Source organism: Streptomyces sp. NPDC087310 (assembly GCF_044744405.1).
Taxonomy (GTDB): Bacteria; Actinomycetota; Actinomycetes; order Streptomycetales; family Streptomycetaceae; genus Streptomyces.
In genome coordinates this window covers 476147-495483 of the sequence record NZ_JBIUYF010000005.1, presented here as the reverse complement: position 1 = coordinate 495483, position 19337 = coordinate 476147, and the positions used below count along the sequence as shown (strand labels likewise).

Annotated in this window: 15 protein-coding genes; 6 read left to right on the top strand and 9 right to left on the bottom strand. The window is 72.6% G+C overall.

Annotated elements, in window-relative coordinates; translation table 11 throughout:
• Positions 1-89 precede the first annotated feature (89 nt).
• Positions 90-1208 (bottom strand): citrate synthase 2, encoded by a 1119-nt coding sequence (locus ACIO3P_RS21410; protein ID WP_329824997.1) that lies wholly within the window; start codon positions 1206-1208, stop codon positions 90-92.
• Between the two features lie 350 nt (positions 1209-1558).
• Between ACIO3P_RS21410 and pdxH the strand changes: the two genes are divergently transcribed.
• Positions 1559-2197: a pyridoxamine 5'-phosphate oxidase gene (pdxH, locus tag ACIO3P_RS21405; protein ID WP_329824998.1), complete on the top strand. Its 639-nt coding sequence runs from the start codon at positions 1559-1561 to the stop codon at positions 2195-2197.
• Positions 2198-2632: 435 nt separating this feature from the next.
• Positions 2633-4150: a PAS domain-containing protein gene (locus ACIO3P_RS21400; protein WP_401853037.1), complete on the top strand. Its 1518-nt coding sequence runs from the start codon at positions 2633-2635 to the stop codon at positions 4148-4150.
• Positions 4151-4282: 132 nt separating this feature from the next.
• Here the strand turns inward: ACIO3P_RS21400 and ACIO3P_RS21395 are convergent, their stop codons facing one another.
• The 3 genes from ACIO3P_RS21395 to ACIO3P_RS21385 form a co-directional block, all read right to left on the bottom strand.
• On the bottom strand, positions 4283-5782 hold the full coding sequence (locus ACIO3P_RS21395; protein ID WP_329825000.1) for a SulP family inorganic anion transporter: 1500 nt from the start codon (positions 5780-5782) through the stop codon (positions 4283-4285).
• 107 nt (positions 5783-5889) lie between these two features.
• A complete protein-coding gene (locus ACIO3P_RS21390; RefSeq protein ID WP_329825001.1) occupies positions 5890-6474 on the bottom strand; it encodes a carbonic anhydrase in 585 nt (194 codons plus the stop codon).
• Between the two features lie 641 nt (positions 6475-7115).
• Complete coding sequence (locus tag ACIO3P_RS21385; protein WP_329825002.1) at positions 7116-7880, bottom strand: SIS domain-containing protein; 765 nt, start codon at positions 7878-7880, stop codon at positions 7116-7118.
• Positions 7881-8160: 280 nt separating this feature from the next.
• On the opposite strand from ACIO3P_RS21385, the gene ACIO3P_RS21380 reads away from it, so the two are divergent.
• Positions 8161-8853, top strand: coding sequence for a metal-dependent transcriptional regulator (locus ACIO3P_RS21380; protein ID WP_329825003.1), 693 nt, complete (start codon positions 8161-8163; stop codon positions 8851-8853).
• A 490-nt stretch (positions 8854-9343) separates the two neighbouring features.
• Positions 9344-10210 (top strand): alpha/beta hydrolase, encoded by an 867-nt coding sequence (locus ACIO3P_RS21375; RefSeq protein WP_329825123.1) that lies wholly within the window; start codon positions 9344-9346, stop codon positions 10208-10210.
• Positions 10211-10238: 28 nt separating this feature from the next.
• On the opposite strand, the gene ACIO3P_RS21370 is transcribed toward ACIO3P_RS21375, so the two are convergent.
• From ACIO3P_RS21370 to ACIO3P_RS21350, 5 genes are all read right to left on the bottom strand, one after another.
• Complete coding sequence (locus ACIO3P_RS21370) at positions 10239-11396, bottom strand: epoxide hydrolase family protein (RefSeq protein ID WP_401853036.1); 1158 nt, start codon at positions 11394-11396, stop codon at positions 10239-10241.
• A gap of 75 nt (positions 11397-11471) precedes the next feature.
• Positions 11472-12047, bottom strand: a complete 576-nt coding sequence (locus ACIO3P_RS21365; RefSeq protein ID WP_329825005.1) for a PadR family transcriptional regulator — start codon at positions 12045-12047, stop codon at positions 11472-11474.
• 167 nt (positions 12048-12214) lie between these two features.
• Entirely contained in the window at positions 12215-13846 is a 1632-nt protein-coding gene (locus ACIO3P_RS21360) for a transporter (protein WP_401853033.1), read from the bottom strand.
• Entirely contained in the window at positions 13843-14649 is an 807-nt protein-coding gene (locus ACIO3P_RS21355) for an ABC transporter ATP-binding protein (RefSeq protein WP_329825007.1), read from the bottom strand. The genes ACIO3P_RS21360 and ACIO3P_RS21355 overlap by 4 nt, the downstream gene beginning before the upstream one ends.
• A 120-nt stretch (positions 14650-14769) precedes the next feature.
• Positions 14770-15462 (bottom strand): bifunctional DNA primase/polymerase, encoded by a 693-nt coding sequence (locus tag ACIO3P_RS21350; protein ID WP_401789105.1) that lies wholly within the window; start codon positions 15460-15462, stop codon positions 14770-14772.
• Between the two features lie 350 nt (positions 15463-15812).
• Here ACIO3P_RS21350 and ACIO3P_RS21345 point away from each other — a divergent pair, with 350 nt between their 5' ends.
• Positions 15813-17195, top strand: a complete 1383-nt coding sequence (locus ACIO3P_RS21345) for a transcriptional regulator (RefSeq protein WP_329825008.1) — start codon at positions 15813-15815, stop codon at positions 17193-17195.
• Positions 17196-17488: 293 nt separating this feature from the next.
• Positions 17489-19267, top strand: a complete 1779-nt coding sequence (locus ACIO3P_RS21340; protein WP_401853031.1) for a hypothetical protein — start codon at positions 17489-17491, stop codon at positions 19265-19267.
• Positions 19268-19337 lie beyond the last annotated feature (70 nt).

Sequence of the window (19337 nt, the reverse complement as noted above, 5' to 3'; positions counted from 1 at the left end):
CGGCCCCGGCGGGACAGCGGCCCCTCCGGGGCCGGAGGCCGGAGGCGGCCCGGCCCCGGACGGCCCCGGAGGCCGGAGGCGGCCCGGTCTCAGACGATCCCGGTGATGTCGTCGAACCCGTCGATCTCCCGGGGGTCGCGCGTCCCCGGCCCGACGTACCGTGCCGACGGGCGCACCAGCCGCCCCGTCCGCTTCTGCTCCAGGATGTGCGCGGACCAGCCGGCGGTCCTGGCGCAGGTGAACATCGACGTGAACATGTGCGCGGGGACCTCCGCGAAGTCCAGCACGATCGCCGCCCAGAACTCCACGTTCGTCGCCAGCACCCGGTCGGGCCTGCGCGCGTGCAGCTCCTCCAGCGCGGCCTTCTCCAGCGCCTCCGCCACCTCGAAGCGCGGCGCCGCCAGCTCCCGGGCCGTACGCCGCAGCACCCGGGCCCGCGGGTCCTCAGCCCGGTACACCCGGTGGCCGAAACCCATCAGCCGCTCGCCCCGGTCGAGCGCCTGCTTGACGTACGCCGTCGCGTCGCCCGTGCGCTCGATCTCCTCGATCATGCCGAGGACGCGCGAGGGCGCGCCCCCGTGCAGCGGCCCGGACATCGCGCCGACGGCGCCGGAGAGCGCGGCGGCGACATCGGCGCCGGTGGAGGCGATGACCCGGGCGGTGAAGGTGGAGGCGTTCATGCCGTGCTCGGCGGCCGACGTCCAGTAGGCGTCGACGGCCTTGACATGCCGGGGGTCCGGCTCGCCGCGCCAGCGGATCATGAAGCGCTCCACGACCGAGTGCGCCTGGTCGATCTCGCGCTGCGGGACCATCGGCAGCCCCTGCCCGCGGGCCGACTGGGCGACGTACGAGAGCGCCATCACGGCGGCGCGCGCCAGATCGTCCCTGGCCGTGCGCTCGTCGATGTCGAGGAGCGGCTTCAGCCCCCAGACGGGCGCGAGCATCGCCAGGGCGGACTGCACGTCGACACGGATGTCCCCGGAGTGGACCGGGATCGGGAAGGGCTCGGCGGGCGGCAGACCGGGGTTGAACGCCCCGTCGACCAGCAGACCCCAGACGTTGCCGAAGGACACCTGCCCGACCAGGTCCTCGATGTCGACGCCCCGGTAACGCAGGGAGCCGCCCTCCTTGTCCGGTTCGGCGATCTCCGTCTCGAACGCGACGACGCCTTCGAGTCCTGGGACGAAGGAGGTGTCGAAGTCGGACATCGGGCGGCTCCTCGCGTGGTGTGCGGCGTCACGTGTGCGGTGGCGTGACGTGTGGGGTGGCGACATGTGCGGTGGTGACGTGTGGGGTGGTGACGTGTGCGGTGGTGACCTGAGGGGTGGGGGAGGGCCACAGGGGTGTGGCCTGCCCCAGATTTTGGCGGGTTTCGACGGTACGGAAAGACGCGGCGGCGCGTGATAACCGGCACACTGCCAGATTTTGTCCCCCGAGGGTTGGCGGTCCTCCGTGCGGGGCAAACTCGGCCCTGCGGCAGGATGAACCCGTGCCTCACGAGACCCCGGAATCCTCCGCAGCTTCCGCCGTTCCCGCCGTGCCCGCAGATCCCGCCACGATGCGTGAGCAGTACCGCACCACTCCCCTGCTGGACACGGACCTCGCCGCCACCCCCATGGACCAGTTCGCCCGCTGGTTCGAGGAGGCCGCGGCCTGCGGCTTCCCCGAGCCGAACGCGATGGTGGTCTCCACGGCGACCCCCGAGGGCCGCCCGTCCTCGCGCACGGTGCTGCTGAAGGGGTACGACGGCCGCGGCTTCGTCTTCTTCACGAACTACACCTCGCGCAAGGGCCGGGAGATCGCCGCCAACCGCCAGGTCTCGCTGCTCTTCCCCTGGCACCCGCTGTCCCGGCAGATCATCGTCACGGGCACGGCGGCCCGCACCGGCCGCGACGAGACGGCCGCGTACTTCCGCACCCGCCCGCACGGCTCCCAGCTCGGCGCCTGGGCCAGCGACCAGTCCACCCCGATCGGCTCCCGCGAGGACCTGCTCCAGCGGTACGAGGCCCTGGCGGCCCGGTATCCGGAGGGCGAGCAGGTCCCGGTGCCGCCGCACTGGGGCGGTTTCCGGGTCACGCCGGAGACGGTCGAGTTCTGGCAGGGCCACGAGAACCGGCTCCACGACCGGCTGCGCTACGTCCACGGCGAGGGCCCGGGCGGACGGCCCGGCTGGCGCGTGGAACGGCTCTGCCCGTAGCCCCGTAGGACGGCCTGGCCCCGTAGCCCCGTAGGACGGCAGGAGGGGGCCGGGAACAGCAGAACCCCGCAGGCTCTGGTTCCTCCGAGGAGGAGCCGGCCGGACGTACCGGCGAGCCTGCGGGGTGGTGACTGCTGTGGATTGGGCCGGCGGGTTCACCGGCTCCGCACGGAGTGCGACGTCGGGCTGTCAGCCCGCAGCCACCTCACGAGTCCGGAAAGAAATCACTTCCGAATCACCTCCTTTCGGTGTGCTCACCACTCTAGGAAGCGGATCCCCACCGCTCAACCCAATTAACGGGTCGCTTCCGGAGCCGGTGATCGGGAACGATTTCGGGGAACGACGTGTGAGGTGGGCCACTATCGAGTTGAATGATCGTAGGTGCGGCAGCAGAGTCGGCAGCACAGGCGGAGACGTCCCGCAGGGGGTACCAGCATGAGTGCTTCTCGGAGTGAGACCGCCAATGCTCCCGGGCCGGACGAACCGGGCTCCGATTCCGGGGCGGACAGCGGCGCCGGATCCGGGGGCCGGGCGGCGCCGGGCCGGGACGGGCCGGGGTCCGATCTGCTCGCGGCGCTGCTCGACGGGATGGACGCGGCGCTCTGCGCGTTCGACGCGGACGGCGTGATCACGCACTGGAACCGCGAGGCGGAGCGGATACTCGGCTGGTCCGCCGCGGAGGCCGTCGGCCGGCACGGCTTCGCCGGGTGGGCCGTACGGACCGCCGACGCGGACGAGGTCCAGGCGCGGCTGATGGCCGTGATGGACGGCCCCGACCGGCAGGTGGACGAGTTCGCGCTGCTGCGCAAGGACGGCGGCCGGGTCCTGATCCGTACGCAGTCGTCCGGGATGCGCGGAGTGGACGGCAAGCCCGCCGGGGTGTACAGCGCCTTCAGCGAGGTCCATGAGCAGATCGACCTCGAACGGTCCATCGCGCTCAGCGAGGCGCTCTTCGAGGACGCGGCCTGGGGTGTCGTCCTCGTCGACGTCGATCTGCGGCCGACCGTCGTCAATGTCCACGCGGCGCGGCTGCTCGGCTCCGGGCGCGCCTCCGTGCTGGGACGGCCGCTGGGCGAGCTGATCACGCAGGGCGTGGAGGAGCTGGAGTCGGCGCTCCACCATGTGCTGTCGGAGGGCGCGTCGTCCGCCGTCGCCGAGCTGTGGATGACGGTCCGCACCCCGGACGGCGAGCGCCGGCGCTGCTGGCGGTGCGGCTTCCTGCGGCTGGCGTCACCGCTGGCGGAGGAGCCGGTTCCGCTGGGTGTGGGCTGGATGTTCCAGGACGTGACGGAGCAGAAGCTGGCCGTGCAGGAGGCGGACCGGCTGCGGTTCCGCGGCAGCCAGTTGCACCGGGCGGGCCGGGCGGCCGCCGAGTGCGAGGACCCGATGGAGGCGGCGACGGTCTATCTGGACTTCGCGCTGGCGGGCTTCGCCGACCACGCCCTGATCGACCTGGTGGCGGAGGGCCGGGGCCCCGGAGGGCTCGCTTCCGGTACGGCCGGTCCCGTACGCCTCGTCCGTACGGTCGCGACGCCGGGCGGCGGAGCCTCCGGGCCCAGCACACAGACCGGGTCGGGCTCCATACCGGTGCGGTACGCGGCCGGGCATCCGGCGCTCCAGGCGATGGACCGTACCGGCTCGGTCCGGGCCAGCGCCCCGACGGGCAGGAACGGTGCGAACGGGGGCGGCGACGCGTACGGCACCGCCGACGCAGCCCCGAAGCCGGTGCCGGCGCCCGTGTGGGCGGCGTCCCGGCAGTGGCCGGAGGACTCCGTCCACGCCCTGTGCACGGTGCTGCGCAGCCGCGGCAGGTCGCTGGGCGTGGTGACCTTCCTCCGGGGCGCGAGCCGTACCGAGTTCGAACGGCCCGACGCGGTGTACGCGGAGGACGTGACCGTACGGATAGCCGCCTGCCTGGACCTCAGGGCCCTGCTGCCGGACGCGGACGCCTGAGCGGGAGCGCCGGGGCGGTGGACGCCTGAGCGGGAGCGCGGCCGGAGCGATGGGGCCGGGAGCTCCCGAGCGGTGGGCGGACGCCCGTACGGGGCACGGCGCCGGACAGGCTGAGCCGTCCGGCGCCGTACCTCAGGCTGTGCCCGAGCTGTTCTCCGCCGCCGCCACCGGCGGCAGCATCCTGACCGGCTCGGTCTCCGCGTCGTTGTGCCGCAGTGCCCAGTTCTCCAGGGCGATACGGCACGCGTGGTCGACATGGCGCAGACCCGACAGGTCCAGCTCGATCGGCTTGTCCTTCGGCAGGGCTTCGAGCTGCTCCATGATCCGGGGCAGCCGCAGGAACGTCGCGTTCCCCGTCACGGAGACCACCAGCCGGCCGCCGGTGAGTTCCCGCACGTCGACGTGGAGGTGCGAGATCTCCCAGGCCGTCTTGACCACCGCGAGCAGCAGCCCGAGCACCACGCCCTCGAAGAGGTTGGTGACCAGGACCGCGATCGCCGTGATGGCGAGGATCACGGCCTCGCCGCGGTGCTCCCGCCACAGCGGGGCCAGCTCCTTGACGGGGATGAGCTTGCACCCCGCGTGCACCAGGACGCCCGCGAGCGCCGCCAGCGGGATCACGCCGATCGCCGCGGGCAGCAGCGCCGCGAAGAGCAGCAGCCACACGCCGTGCAGGACCCGGGAGAGCGAGGTGCGCGCCCCCGCCTGGACATTGGCGGCGCTGCGCACGATGACCGCGGTCATGGGCAGCGCGCCGAGGGCGCCGCAGATCGTGTTGCCGACGCCCTGGGCCATCAGCTCCTTGTTGTAGTCGGTGCGCGGCCCGTCGTGCATACGGTCGACGGCGGCGGCGCTGAACAGGCTCTCCGCCGAGGCGATCAGGGTGAAGGCGAGGACGGTGCCGAGTACGGCGACGCCGCCGAGCTGGCTGAAGTCGCCGAGCCCGGGCGGGCTGATGGACTCCAGCAGGCCCTTCACCTCGACCTTGGCGATCGACAGGTCGAACAGCAGCGTCGCGCCGGTGGCGAGCGCCACGGCGGCCAGCGGTCCCGGCACCACGCGGACCTTCGCGGGGAGCTTGGGCCACAGGACGAGGACGGCGACCGTACCGGCGCCGACGGCGAACGCGGTCAGCGCCGTACCGTTCGTGAAGATCTCGCCGACCAGCCCGGGCAGGCCGGTGAGCTTGGGGATGCCGCCGGACGGCTGGGCGGTGTCGGCCATCGCGTACACCTGGCCCAGGACCAGCACCAGGCCGATGCCGGCCAGCATGCCCTGCACCACGGCGACGGAGATGGCCCGGAACCAGCGGCCGAGGCCGAACGCCCCGAGCGCGAGCTGGAGCAGCCCGGAGACGAGGACGATGACGCCGAGCGTGCCCAGACCGAAGTCCTGGACGGCTTGGTAGACGAGGACGGTGAGCCCGGCGGCGGGACCGCTCACCTGGAGCGAGCTGCCGGGCAGGAAGCCCACGACGATGCCGCCGACGATGCCGGTGACCAGGCCGAGTTCGGCGGGCACCCCGGAGGCGACGGCGACGCCCACGCAGAGCGGTAGAGCGACGAGGAAGACGACGAGTGACGCGAGGATGTCGCGCCTGAGGACCTGACGGTCCTTCAAGAGGGTGAGCATGAGGGTGTCCTAGCTGTGAGACGGGGACGAACGACGCGGTGCGGCCAGGGGCCGACGACCTCAGCCACGGCCGGTCGCCGTGGCTGAGGTCGCGCCCTGGGCCGTGCTCACAGCGGTCTGAAGTCCCCGTCCAGCTCGGGCCGGTGGCTGCTCACGGCCCCGGTGTCCACTTCGTAGTACCAGGCGTGCAGCGAGAGTTGTCCCTCGGCGAGCTTCTCCCGTACGGCGGGATAGCCGCGCAGGGTGTCGAGCTGCGCCGCCGCGTGCTGCTGCACGGCGTGGGCGAGCTCCCGCGCGGAGGGCTGCCCCGTCGCGCAGTTGTCCAGCCAGCCGCGCACGGCCGGGACGGCGGACAGGTCGTCGCCACGCACCATGGCTCCCACCGCGCCGCAGTGTGAATGACCGCAGACGACGATGTCGCGGACGTTGAGCACGCGCAGTGCGTACTCGATGGTGGCGGTCTCCCCGCCGGGCCGCTGTTCGTCGTACGAGGGGACGATGTTGCCCGCCGTACGCAGTTCGAACAGCTCCCCCGGGCGGGCGCCGGTGATGAGGGAGGGGATGACTCGGGAATCCGAGCAGGTGATGAAGAGGGCTTGGGGTGCCTGCCCCGCGGCGAGTTCACGGAACTCGTCGGGGCGCTCCGCCACCTGGACGGAGAACGAACGGGCGTGGTCGATGAGTGACTTCATGATGGCCTGCCTCCTGCACCCCCGGTCTTGCCGGGGCGCGGTGTGGTCGGGTCAGTGGGGGGGGTGAAACGAGATAAGAGCGAGATAAGGGCCGGCCGGGTCAGGCGACGTGAATCCCGCGTCTCGGGGTGAGCGCGTGGCTCGGTCGGAATCTCACTGCTCGCCCTTTCCTTCGCGTGGATACGTGGATACACGGATGCCCGGTGCCGAAGCTCCAATGATGCAGCACCGCAGCCTCCACCACTTTGCCTGAACATTACCTGTAGATGAAAGCTCAAAATTCCGCCAAGTGTTCCTTTCGTGACGCAAAGTGGCGGTTCTGGATCGTGTGTGCGAGCAGAGTTCATGCGAACGGTTCCCGCAGACCCCGGTATTCACCGGGAGTCCCGTGGCTATCCCGTCGCGCGGGCGAAAGAACGTTGCATTGGTGACGCGGAGCCACCCGGGCGCGTCCCGGCGATAGTTTCGGGCGCGTGTCGCGGAAGGCGTCGGAGCGCCGCTTCGAGGCGTGTCGCGGCCGTGGCGGAGCCGAGGCGTGGAGAAACGGGAGGGCGCGGAGGAGCGGGAGGAAGCGAAGGAGCGGGCGGGACAGTGGGATGAGCGGCGGATCAGCGGCAGAACAGCGGCAGATCCGTGGCGGATCAGTGGCGGTAGAAGATCCGGTCCCGGTTCTCGGTCATCACCCGGCCGTTCCATTCGGTGCCGCCGTCGACATTGCCCGACCGCAGCAGCGGCGGCTCGATGCCGCGCCCGGCCAGCTCCCCGGCGCCCGCGGCCATCATCGCCTGCATCAGGGCGCTGGTGACGACCGTGGAGGCGGGCGCGAACGGCGCCTCGACGCCCGGGGCCGTCAGCTCCGCGTCGCCGACCGCGATCCCGTTGTCGAGGACGATGTCGCAGTGGTCCTTCAGGAACGTCCCGCTGCGGTGCCGGGAGCGGGTGTCCTTCGCGTACGCCAGGGAGGTCACCCCGATCACCGTCAGCCCCAGGTCCCGCGCGTTCATGGCCATCTCGACGGGCAGCGCGTTCCGCCCGGAGAGGGAGACGATCACCAGCAGGTCCCCGGCGGTGGCGGGGCTGGAGTCCAGCACGGCGGCCGCCAGGCCCTCGACCCGTTCCAGCGCGGAGCCGAGCGGGGCGGGCATGACGTCGACGCCGACGACGCCGGGGACGACGAGCAGATTCATGGTGGCGAAGCCGCCGGACCGGTAGACGATGTCCTGCGCGGCGAGCGAGGAGTGCCCGGCGCCGAAGGCGAAGAGCCGGCCCCCGGAGGCGACCGTGTCGGCGACCGCGGCGCCGGCCGCGGCGATCCGCCCGGACTGCTCCTCGCGTACCCGCCTGAGCAGGCCGATCGCCGCGTCGAAGAACTGGTCGGCAGGCTTGCTCTCGCTCGTCGAGCTCATCGAGGAGCCCCTTCCGGAGGTGGGGGTCAGGGGCGGGTTCCCGGGCGGGAATGTCTGTGCCGCGGATCACGTTGAGGTCTGGACCATTGCTCTGTCAATACCGCTGTCCGCACCGCTGTCCGCCCGGGAGGGGCCCGGCTCCGCCGGGTCTCCCCGGCCGGTCTTCGCGCGGCCTCCGCGCGACTGTCCCAAGGGCTGTGCTCTCCTGCGAGGCACGCTTGTCGGTGGCATGCGTCAGAATTGAGTCAGGGCCAGCGCACGATTTATTCGAGGGGCACGAATGTCCGGACTGATCGACACGACGGAGATGTATCTCCGCACCATCCTTGAGCTGGAAGAGGAAGGTGTGGTCCCGATGCGCGCCCGGATCGCGGAGCGGCTCGATCAGAGCGGCCCGACGGTCAGCCAGACCGTGGCGCGCATGGAGCGCGACGGCCTGGTGACGGTCGCGGGCGACCGGCATCTGGAGCTGACGGAGGAAGGGCGCAGGCTGGCGACGCGCGTCATGCGCAAGCACCGGCTCGCGGAATGCCTCCTGGTCGATGTCATCGGCCTGGAGTGGGAGCAGGTGCACGCCGAGGCGTGTCGCTGGGAGCACGTGATGAGCGAGGCGGTGGAGCGCCGGGTGCTCGAACTGCTCCGCCACCCGACGGAGTCGCCGTACGGGAACCCGATCCCGGGGCTGGAGGAGCTGGGCGAGAAGGCCGAGGCCGACCCCTTCCTCGACGCGGGGATGGTGAGCCTGGCGGAGCTGGATCCGGGCGCCGAGGGCAAGACCGTCGTCGTACGGCGGATCGGTGAGCCGATCCAGACGGACGCCCAGCTCATGTACACCCTGCGGCGGGCGGGCGTACAGCCCGGCTCTGTGGTGAGTGTGACGGAGTCGCCTGGTGGGGTACTGGTAGGGAGCAGTGGCGAGGCGGCGGAGCTGGTGTCCGAGGTGGCGTCGCACGTCTTCGTCGCCAAGCGCTGAGACCGGCGGACCCGGTCGCGGGCCGGCGGTGGTGAGGGCGCCCGAGGGCGCTCGGGGGTGACGCGGCGGACGTGGGGAGCGTCCGTGGCGGCGGGGGGAGGGACGGCTGATGCGTGGCGTGATCTGCTCGTACGGCGAGGGGGGCCGGTGGCGGCGCGCCCTGGCGCGCGCTTCTCGCGAGCCGGGCCCCGGCGCCTCGCGGCACCGGAGCCCGGCCGCCCCCACGCCGACCCGGAGCCCCGAGCTCCCAGGGTCGTCCCCTTCGGACCGTCATCCCCGAGCGGCCCGCCTCCCGGAGAAGATCTCCCCTGAAGGCCGCCCGGCAATCCTGGAGCGTGGTCACTCGAACGAGCGGTGTTACACACGAGAACCGCGTGTTCGAATAAGAGTTCGATAGCCTGACGTGGTGCGGGTCCAGGACCGGTCGGTCCGGGACCCGGGCCCCGAGTCCGTGAGCGAGTCGGTGAGACCGAAGGGGGTGCCGGGACGCATGGTGCGGCGTATCGATGTGACCGGAGCGGACGGCGTACGTCTCGCTGCCTGGGAGTTCGCCGACCCGCCGGGGGCCGCGGCGGACGGCCGGGCGGACGGCTCCGGGGTCTTACTGCTGCACGGCCTGATGGGCCGAGCCTCGCACTGGGACGGCACGGCGCGCTGGCTCGCGGCCCGGCACCGGGTGGTCGCGTTCGACCAGCGGGGCCACGGCCACAGCGAGAAGCCGCCGGAGGGCCCCTTCACCCGTGAGGCGTACGTCGACGACGCGGAGACCGTGATCGAGCGCCTCGGCCTCGCGCCCGTCACGCTCATAGGCCACTCGATGGGCGCGCTCACGGCCTGGCAGTTGGCCGCCAAGCGCCCCGACCTGGTCCGCGCCCTGGTCATCTGCGACATGCGGGCCTCGGCGCTGGGCGCGGCCTCGCAGCGGGAGTGGGGCGACTGGTTCCGCACCTGGCCGGTGCCGTTCGCCTCGCTCGCCGACGTCCGGAAGTGGTTCGGCGAGGAGGACCCCTGGCTGGAGCGCCCCACGCCGGCCCGCGGGGACTTCTTCGCGGAGGTCATGACCGAACGCCCCGACGGCTGGCGCCCGGTCTTCTCGCGCCGCCAGATGATGACCTCCCGCGACACCTGGGTTTATGACGCGCACTGGGACGAACTGGCCCAGGTCCAGTGCCCCACGCTGGTGGTCAGAGGTCTGGACGGCGAGCTGGGCAGGGCCGAGGCCCAGGAAATGGTCCGGGTGCTCCCGAGAGGCCGGTACGCGGAGGTGCCGGACGCGGGCCATCTCGTCCACTACGACCGGCCGGAGGAGTGGCGGGCGGCGATAGAGCCGTTCCTGGAGGGGGTGCTGACGGGGTGACCGGGGGCCGCGGCGCAGGCGGCCGTGCTCAGCGCACGGAGCGGAAAGTGGCCCGGACGTCATCGGTGAAGCGTTTCGGCTGCTCCAGGGCCGCGAAGTGGCCTCCCGCTGCGGGCTCGCTGAAGTGGATCACGTTGCTGTAGCGGCGCTCGATCCAGCGCCTGGACTTCCGCACGTGTTCCTCGGGGAACATGCTGAATCCGGTGGGCACGGTGAGGGGTTCGGCGGGGGTCGGCGCGGAGGGGCGGGGTGCCCGGGCCATCTCCCAGTACGTCCGGGCGGAGGACGCTCCGGTGTTGGGAAGCCAGTACAGCATGATGGTGTCGAGCAGTTCGTCCAGGGTGAATGACGCTTCCGCGTCTCCTGGTGTGCCGCAGGTGTCCTGGTACATCGCGTAGATCCAGGCGGCCAAACCGATGGGGGACTCCGCGAGGGAGTAGCCGATGGTCTGCGGACGGGTCGCCTGTTGTCTGGCGTAGCCCGAAAGGTTCTCCCAGAACCGGCCGGCGCTGTCGAGCATGGCCCGTTCCTGCGCGGTGGCGTCCTCGATCTCCTCGGGTGTGGGTGGGAACATGGCGAAGTTGAGGTGCAGTCCGACGCAGCCGTCCGGGGCCGCGCGACCGATCTCGTCGGTGACCGCACAGCCGAGATCGCCGCCCTGTGCACCCCACCGCCGGTACCCGAGCCGGTCCATCAGGGTGATCCAGGCGTCGGCGATCCGGGGAAATCCCCAGCCGGGTGCGGTCGGCCGGTCGGAGAATCCGAATCCCGGCAGCGAGGGCACCACGAGGTGGAAGGCGTCACGCGGATCGCCGCCGTGGGCCGCGGGGTCGGTCAGCGGGCCGATGACCTTGTGGAAGTCGAGGACCGAGCTGGGCCATCCGTGGGTCATGACCAAGGGGAGGGCGTCCGGTTCCGGCGAGCGCACGTGGAGGAAGTGGATTCCCAGGCCGTCGATGGTGGTGCGGGACTGACCGAAGCCGTTGAGGGTTCTCTCGCACCGCCGCCAGTCGTAGGTGTGGAGCCAGTAGTCGTGCAGGGCGCGCACCTTGGCCAGTTGGGGGCCCTGGCTCGTGTCGGGCACGGTTTCGGCGTCGGGCCACCGGGTGCGGGCGAGGCGTTCGCCCAGGTCGGTCAGTTGCTCGTCGGGTATGGACAGCGTGAAGGGCTCGATCAGTTCCGACATGGCGCGTGCTCCATAGGGTCCGCAGATTGATCGTGCGGGTCGCAGGGTGGTACGTGCTGGTGTGGTGCCCGGCGATCAGGGGGTGCCGGGCCGGCGGCTCCGCTCGTCGGCCACGATCGCGGGCACCGCGTCCAGGACTTCTTGGAGCCAGGCGACTTCGGCGCGCAGCCGGTGCGCGCCGTGGCTGACCGCGAGGGACTCGCTCACCGTCAGGTAGCCGCCGTCGATGGCACCCGCGTTCAGCGCCTCGGTGGTGGACAGCATGGAGGAGAGCTCGTCCAGCCGGGAGGCGATGACGGCGTGGAGATCATCCAGTTTCCCGGGGTCCAGGCGGGTGAGGGCCAGGTCGAAGGGGTCCGGTTTCCTCCAGATGTGGGTCAGCCCCTGCGACTGCAGTTCCCGGAGCCGCCGCCGCCCTTCGTCCGTGATGCCGTAGACCTGACGCTCGGGCAGATTGCCCTCCCGCTCGACCCGGACCTCGGCGAGCAGCCCCTCGGACAGCAGCCGTTTGATCGCCTGGTACAGGCTGCCCACCGACACGTCCGTCCACAGGTGCAGATGTTCCTGCTCCGCCTGGAGACGGACCCTGTGCCCGTGCATCTCGCCGTTCCTCGCGAACGTGTCGAGGATGAACAACCTGATCGATGACATACGAGTACTCTTGCATGAGTACTCGCTCGTGGCAAACGTGGGCGGAGAGACGCGGGCGGAGAGACGTGGACGGAGAGAAGTGGACGGAGAGAAGGTCGGTCGGTCTTGGAGATCCCTGTGCCCTGAGACCGCGTGGGGCGGGGCGGCTACGGAAACGCCCCGCCCCCTCACCCCTTGCTGACCGCCGTCAGGATCTCCGGGAGGCGTGTCGCCGTCTGCGGGGCCGCCAGGCGCAGCCCGCCGAGGGCGATCAGGGCGCCGTACGCCGTGCCCACGGGGAGCAGCAGCCAGGTGCGGTCGCCCAGGTTCGCGGTGTGCAGCCAGATCGTCAGGGCGAGGACCGGGGCACAGAGCAGGGCCGCGCCGAGCATGCCGCCGAAGATGGAGATCCAGGCGAGCCCCGCCTGGCCCGGGGCGACGTTCTTGTAGCCGCTGTCCTGGGGGATGGAGTACGGGAAGCGCGCCGAGGCCACCGCGCCCGTCGCCAGCATCGCGCCGAGCAGGGCGAAGGAGAGGCCGAGCGCCTCCGGGAGGGCGGTCCAGTCGCCCAGCACGGCCGCCGTGGCGACGGTGACCAGCGCCGAGTAGGGCAGCGTGACCACCAGCAGGGCGAGCGCGCGTGCCCGCAACTCCAGATAGGCGTCCCGGGTCGAGGAGATCGTCAGCGCGACCATCCAGAACGCCGAGGTGTCCTGGCCGAACTGGTTGTACATCTGGATGCCGAGCATGCCGGCCGCGAAGCACGCGAAGTAGATCGTGCCCGTGCCCTGGAGCGCGTTGAACAGCGGCACGATCAGACCGATGGCCAGCGAGGTCGCCCACGCGGCCTTCGTCTTCGGGTCGCGCCACACGTACCGCAGACTGCGCTTCATCACCGTGGCCGTACGCCCCTCGGGGAACGCCGCCGCCAGCACGCGTCCCGGGCCCCGGCCCGCCGTCGCCTCCCTGCGGCCCTGCTGTCCGGCGCCCAGGGTCGAGCCGTCCGGGGCCGTCATCAGCTTCACCAGCGACCGCTGCCACGCGTACAGCAGCGCCGCCAGCGCGACGCCCGTCAGCAGCAGTTGCGCCACGGCGCGTCCGTACGCGCCCTCGCTCACGGAGCCGACCGCGCCGAGCGCCGCCGCGGGCGGCAGCCACCGTACGACGGCCGTCACCGGGTCGAGCGCCGCGAGGCCGCCCGCGTCGCCCAGGCGCTGCGCGGCGAAGTTGACGATCTGGACGCCGACGGCGATCACCAGTCCGCTCAGCACGGCCAGGTCGCGGCCCTTGCGCGAGGTCAGCAGCCGGATGTTGGCCGCCGCGACGGCCCGCGCGAGCGCGACGCACACCAGCAGCGCCAGCGGTACGGCGAGGACCGCGACGGCCACTGCGCCCGCGCCGTGCGCCGTCGCGGCGGCCGAGCCGGTCAGCAGGCAGAGCGTGAACAGCGGCCCGATCCCCACCAGGGACGTCACCAGCAGCGCCCGCACCAGGGGCTCCGGCCGCAACGGCAGCATCACCAGCCGCGTCGGGTCCAGGGTCTCGTCACCGCTGGGGAAGAACAGCGGCAGCACCGCCCAGCCCAGCGCCAGCACGGCGGTCAGCAGCACCACGACCGTGTCCACATGGGCGGTGTCGCGCAGCAGCACCAGGCCGAGGACCTGCGCCGCCGTGACCAGCAGGACGAGGACCACGGTCGTGACGTACGCGGCGGTACGGCCCGAGGACTGGCGCAGCCCGTTGCGCAGCAGGGAGAGTTTGAGCGATACGAGGACGGGGGTGAGCGGGGGCGCGGCCGGCCCGGTGCGTGCGGCGCTCATCGTGCACCGCCGCCCAGCCAGTCGAGGTGGTCCCCGCCGCCCTGTCCCTGCGCGCCGACGAGTTCGAGGAAGGCGCTCTGGAGGGACGCCGCGTCGCCCCGTACCTCCGCGAGGGTGCCCTGCGCGCGGATCCGGCCCGCCGCCATCACCGCGACCCAGTCGCACAGCGACTCCACCAGCTCCATGACATGGCTGGAGAAGACGACGGTGGCGCCCGAGGCGGTGTAGCGCTCCAGGACGCCCCGGATCGTCTGCGCGGAGACCGGGTCGACGCCCTCGAACGGCTCGTCCAGGAAGAGGACCTGCGGGTTGTGCAGCAGCGCCGCCGCCAGCCCGATCTTCTTCCGCATGCCGGTCGAGTAGTCGACGACCAGCTTGTGCTGCGCGCCCGCCAGGTCGAGCACGTCGAGGAGTTGCGTGGCCCGCTTGTCCACCTCGGGTCCTGGCAGCCCCCGCAACCGTCCGTTGTAGCCGAGGAGTTCGCGCCCCGAGAGCCGTTCGAAGAGCCGCAGCCCCTCCGGCAGGACCCCGATCCGCGCCTTGACCTCGGCCGGGTCCCGCCAGACGTCGTGTCCGGCGACCACGACCCGGCCCTGGTCGGGACGGAGCAGACCGGTGATCATGGAGAGGGTGGTGGTCTTGCCCGCGCCGTTCGGTCCGACCAGCCCGATGAACTGGCCTGCGGGCAGCTCCAGATCGATGCCCGCGACGGCGATCTGCTCACCGAAGCGCTTCCACAGCCCCTCGACCCGCACGGCCGCCCCCGTGACCGCCTCCGCCTCTCGTGTTGTCCGGTCCGGCATGACGCACGACCTCCCCGTGTCCCGTAATTCCCTGACATCCCTTTTCCGGGAGTACGGGAACCACCCTACGTACGCCGTCTGCGCCTGCCCCCGCCGTGCCGTGCCTACCCGTTCCCGTGCCTACCCGTTCCCGCCCCGCCCGCGCCGGGCCCGTACCGCCGCCGCCTCCTGGCCGCACGCGTACGCCAGCGGGCTGATCAGCTCCGCCACGTCCGGCAGCCAGCGGTTGGCCGGGGTCGGCCCGCACGCCCACTGCACCGCGCCCCTGCCGCCCACCCGGGTCGGCGGCGCCGCCACGTAGTGCCCCTCGCCGCGCGCGACCAGGTCGACCGACTCCGGGGCCCAGCCCAGTTGCCGTACGAGGGCGTCCGCCTTCGCCGCCCCGCCGGTCAGCACGAAGAAGACCATCCGCCGGTCCGGGGTGCAGATCACCGGGCCCAGCGTCAGCGCCATCCGCTCCATCCTGGCCAGCGCCAGGAAGCCCGCCGACTCCGGAACGTCCAGCACGTCGAAGGCGCGCCCCGTCGGCAGCAGGACCGACGCGCCCGGCTGCTTCGACCACAGCCTCCGTACCGCCGCCGGGCTGCCCGTCGCCAGGCCGGCCCACCCGGGGCCCGTGGCGTGCGCCCCGGGCGCGGCGCACTCCGTCCGCTCGCAGGAGCACCGCTCCCCGCCCGCCACCGGCACCAGCCGGGTGCCGGGGAACACCTCCCAGTGCCGCTCTTCCGCGTACCGCACCGCACTGTCGAGCAGCAGGTCGCCCCGCTGCCCGGGGATCCGGGCGGTGTCCGTGACTCCGATGGTCTCTTCCACGCAGAACACAACTCCCGCCACCAGCGCGGGTTACGGGCGCGGGACGGCGCGCCGCGCGCCTTGATCACGCAAATGGGGCGCATCGATGCATGTATGGGGGCGCGCGGGAAGGGGTGGAGCGGTACGCGGGTAACCACCCTCGGGGGTCGGACACCATATGGGCAGCGCGGGGCCGCCACGACCGGTGCTCGGTCGTGGGCCGGTCGTGGGCCGGCTGTGAGTCGGCCGTGGTCATGGAGGTTTCCGGAAAGACCTAGATTATTTGCGTTATTGCCGAACATGCGCATTCTCCGCACATTTGCCGGGCAGTGTTCACAGAGTTGATCACTGCGGCCACAGGGGGTATTCCATTGGCAGCCAGGCCACTCGTCGCGCGCCAGCCGAACGAACGGCTCCAGGCGCTCATCCAGGAAGCCGGGTGCTCCAACGCCGGGCTCGCGCGGCGCGTCAACATGGTGGGAGCGGAGCGCGGGTTGGACCTGCGCTACGACAAGACATCGGTGGCCCGCTGGTTACGCGGCCAGCAGCCGCGCGGCCGGGCCCCGGGCATCATCGCCGAGGCGCTGGGCCGCAAGCTGGGCCGTACGGTCACGATCGACGAGATCGGCATGGCCAACGGGAAGAACCTCGCCTCGGGGGTCGGCCTGCAGTTCTCGCCGACGGTCATGGGGGCGATCGAGCAGGTCTGTGAGCTGTGGCGCAGCGACGTCGGGCGCCGCGACTTCCTCTCCGGCTCGGCCGTGGCCTCCTCGGCGCTCGTCGAGCCCAGCCGGGACTGGCTGATCACGGGCGCCGACTCGGCGGTCGCGCGCAACACCGGGGCGCGGGTGGGTGATTCGGACGTCGAGGCGGTACGGGCGATGACCCGCGCGCTCATCGCGCTGGACCACCGCTTCGGCAGCGGCCATGTCAGGCCGGTCGTCGTGCACTACCTGAACAGCGTGGTGGCGGGGCTGCTGGCCGGTTCGTACCGGGAGACGGTCGGCCGCCGGCTCTTCTCCGCCGTGTCCCGGCTGACCGAACTGGCCGGGTACATGGCGGTCGACACCGGCCAGCCGGGGCTCGCCCAGCGCTACTACATCCAGGCGCTGCGCCTCGCCCAGGCCGCCGGGGACCGGGGGTACGGGGGGTACGTCCTGGCCGCGTCCATGAGCCATCTCGCCGCCCAGCTCGGAAACCCGCGTGAGATCGCCCAGTTGGCGCGCGCGGCGCAGGAGGGGACGCGCGGTCAGGTGCCGCCGCGGGCCCAGGCCATGTTCCACGCGGCGGAGGCGCGCGGCCACGCGCTGCTCGGCGACACCCGTACCTGCGAGGCGGCGGCGGGCCGGGCGATCACGGCGCTGGAACACGTGGACGACGGCGCGGGGGAGGACCCGGACTGGATCGAGCACTTCGACCACGCCTACCTCTCCGACGAACTGGCGCACTGCTACCGGGATCTGGGCCGCCCCGAAGCGGCGGCGCGGCACGCCTCGGCGGCGCTGGAGGGCCATCCGGAGTCCCGGGCGCGGCGCCGGGCGATCGGCCTCGTCCTGCTGGCGACGGCACAGGTCCAGCAGCGCGAGGTGGAGCAGGCGTGCCAGACCGGCACGCGCGCCGTGGAGTTGCTGGGGACGCTGCGCTCCAGCCGGGGCGCGGAGTATCTGGAGGACCTCCAGCAGCGGCTGGAGCCGTACGGGGACGAGCCGGCGGTACGGGAGTTCGGGGCGCGGCTGGAGATCCAGGCGGCCTGAGGACCGGTCGGGATTCGTGGGGGTGTCGTGAGGGCGCGGTGCGGACACCGTGCCCTCTGCCAATTCCGCCGGGACGCGTACGACTTCACGCCCTCCACCTGCGTCTTTGCAGGTCGGGGCGTTACCGGTCCGACACCCTCCCGACGCGCGTGTTCGAAGGCGCGATTCACCCGGTAGCGTGAACCGACGATTCGGTAGGTCCAGACGTTCCACACGTAGGAGTCCCGGTGACGCACAGCGGACAAGGGGATGAGCCGCAGTATCCCGCCGCTCGCCCCGCGCACGAAGGCGTCGTGCTGCCCAGCGACGGCAGCGGGCCCTGGATCCCCGGCTCGGCCGCGGACCAGACCCCGCCCGCACCGACGCCGGTGCCGCCCGCGCTGCCGCCGACCGGTGCCCACCAGCCGGGCGCCCAGCCGTGGGGGCAGCCGCAGCAGCCTCAGCCGCCGCAGCAGGCGTACGGGCAGGATCCGCACGCCCCGCATGCGCCCCACGGAGCGCAGGGCATACCGCAGGGCCCGCAGCAGGGGTACGGGGCGCCCGCGGGATCACCGTCGTACGACCAGCCCTACCAGCAGCCCTACCAGCAGGGCGGCCAGGAACCGTACGGGGCGTACGGCGCGCCGGAGCCCACGCCGTCGTACGGGAGACCGGGGGGCGCTCCGTACGACGCGCCCCAGCCGCCGCAGCAGACGTACGGGCAGCCCCTGCCGCCGTCCCACGCGCAGCCGCTGCCCCAGCAGTACGGGGAGACCCCGCCGTACCCCGAGCCCCAGCCGTACCCCCAGTCACAGCCGCCCCAGCAGTACGGGGAGCCCCAGCCTCCGCAGCAGGGCGGCTACGGGCAGCCGATGCCGCTGCCCGCCGAGGCGCCAGCGCCCGGCAGCGCGGACGCCACCCAGTACCTGCCGCCCGTCGCCGCCGCGCCCGGACCCGACGCGGACGCCACCCAGTTCATCCCGCCGGTCCCGCCCGCCCCTGCCGCCTCGCCGGGCTCGCGGGGGCCCGGCGTGCTGCCGCCCGAGAGCCGGGACACCGGGGCCGACGCGACCCAGTTCCTGCCGCCCGTCGCGGCGGCGCGGGGCTCCGACGCGGAGGCCACGCAGTTCATCGCCCCCGTCCCCGCCGGGCCCGCGCCCGCCGCCGCTGGACCGGCTCCGTACGGCGTACGGCCCGGCGCCCCCGGCGACCGGCCGCCGCCCGCCGAGTTCGACAACCTCTTCCGCTCGGACGGCGAGGCGTCCGGGTCCACCCAGAAGATGCCCCGGATCGAGACCCCGGCGCCGCCCGTCGGCGGTCGGCGGGCCGCCCGGGGCGGCGGCGCCGGATACCAGCCGCAGCCGCAACCCCAGCCCCCGTCCCCGCAGTACGGCGCCCACGCCACGCCCGGCGGCCCCGGGCCGCACGAGCCGCGCGGACGCTCCGCCGGCCGCCGTACGTCCTCACGGGTCCCGCTGATCGCCGCCGTCACCGCCGGCATCGTCGCCCTCGGTCTGGGCGCGGGCGCGCTGATGAGCGGCGGGGGCGACGACGACCCGTCCCAGGACGACAGCAGGACGGTGGCGTCGGCGACCTCGCCGCCGGCCACCGAATCGACCACCCAGGCCGCCCCGGACCCGGTGAAGACCCAGGCCCAGGAGCTCGACAAGCTGCTCGCCGACAGCAGCAGCAGCCGTGAGTCGGTGATCAACGCCGTCAACTCCATCAGGTCCTGCGACAACCTCGGCCAGGCCGCCACCGATCTGCACGCCGCCGCCGAGCAGCGCCGCGGTCTGGTGACCCGGCTGGACGCGCTGACGGTGGACAAGCTGCCCGGCCACACCGAGCTGACGTCCTCCCTCACCGACGCGTGGGAGGCGTCCGCCTCCGCCGACGACCACTACGCGGCGTGGGCCAAGCAGGTCGGCAAGAAGAAGGGGTGCAAGGACGGCCAGGCGCGCGTCACCTCGGAGCGCTCCAAGGGCGACCGGGCGAGCGGCGAGGCGACGGCCGCGAAGAAGAAGGCGTCGGGCCTGTGGAACAGCATCGCGACGGAGTACGAGCTGACGAAGCGGGCCCCGACCCAGCTCTGACGGCGCGGACCGCCGGGCGGGGCAGCCGCCGGGCGGGGGAGCCGCCGGGCGGGGGAGCCGTACCCCCCGC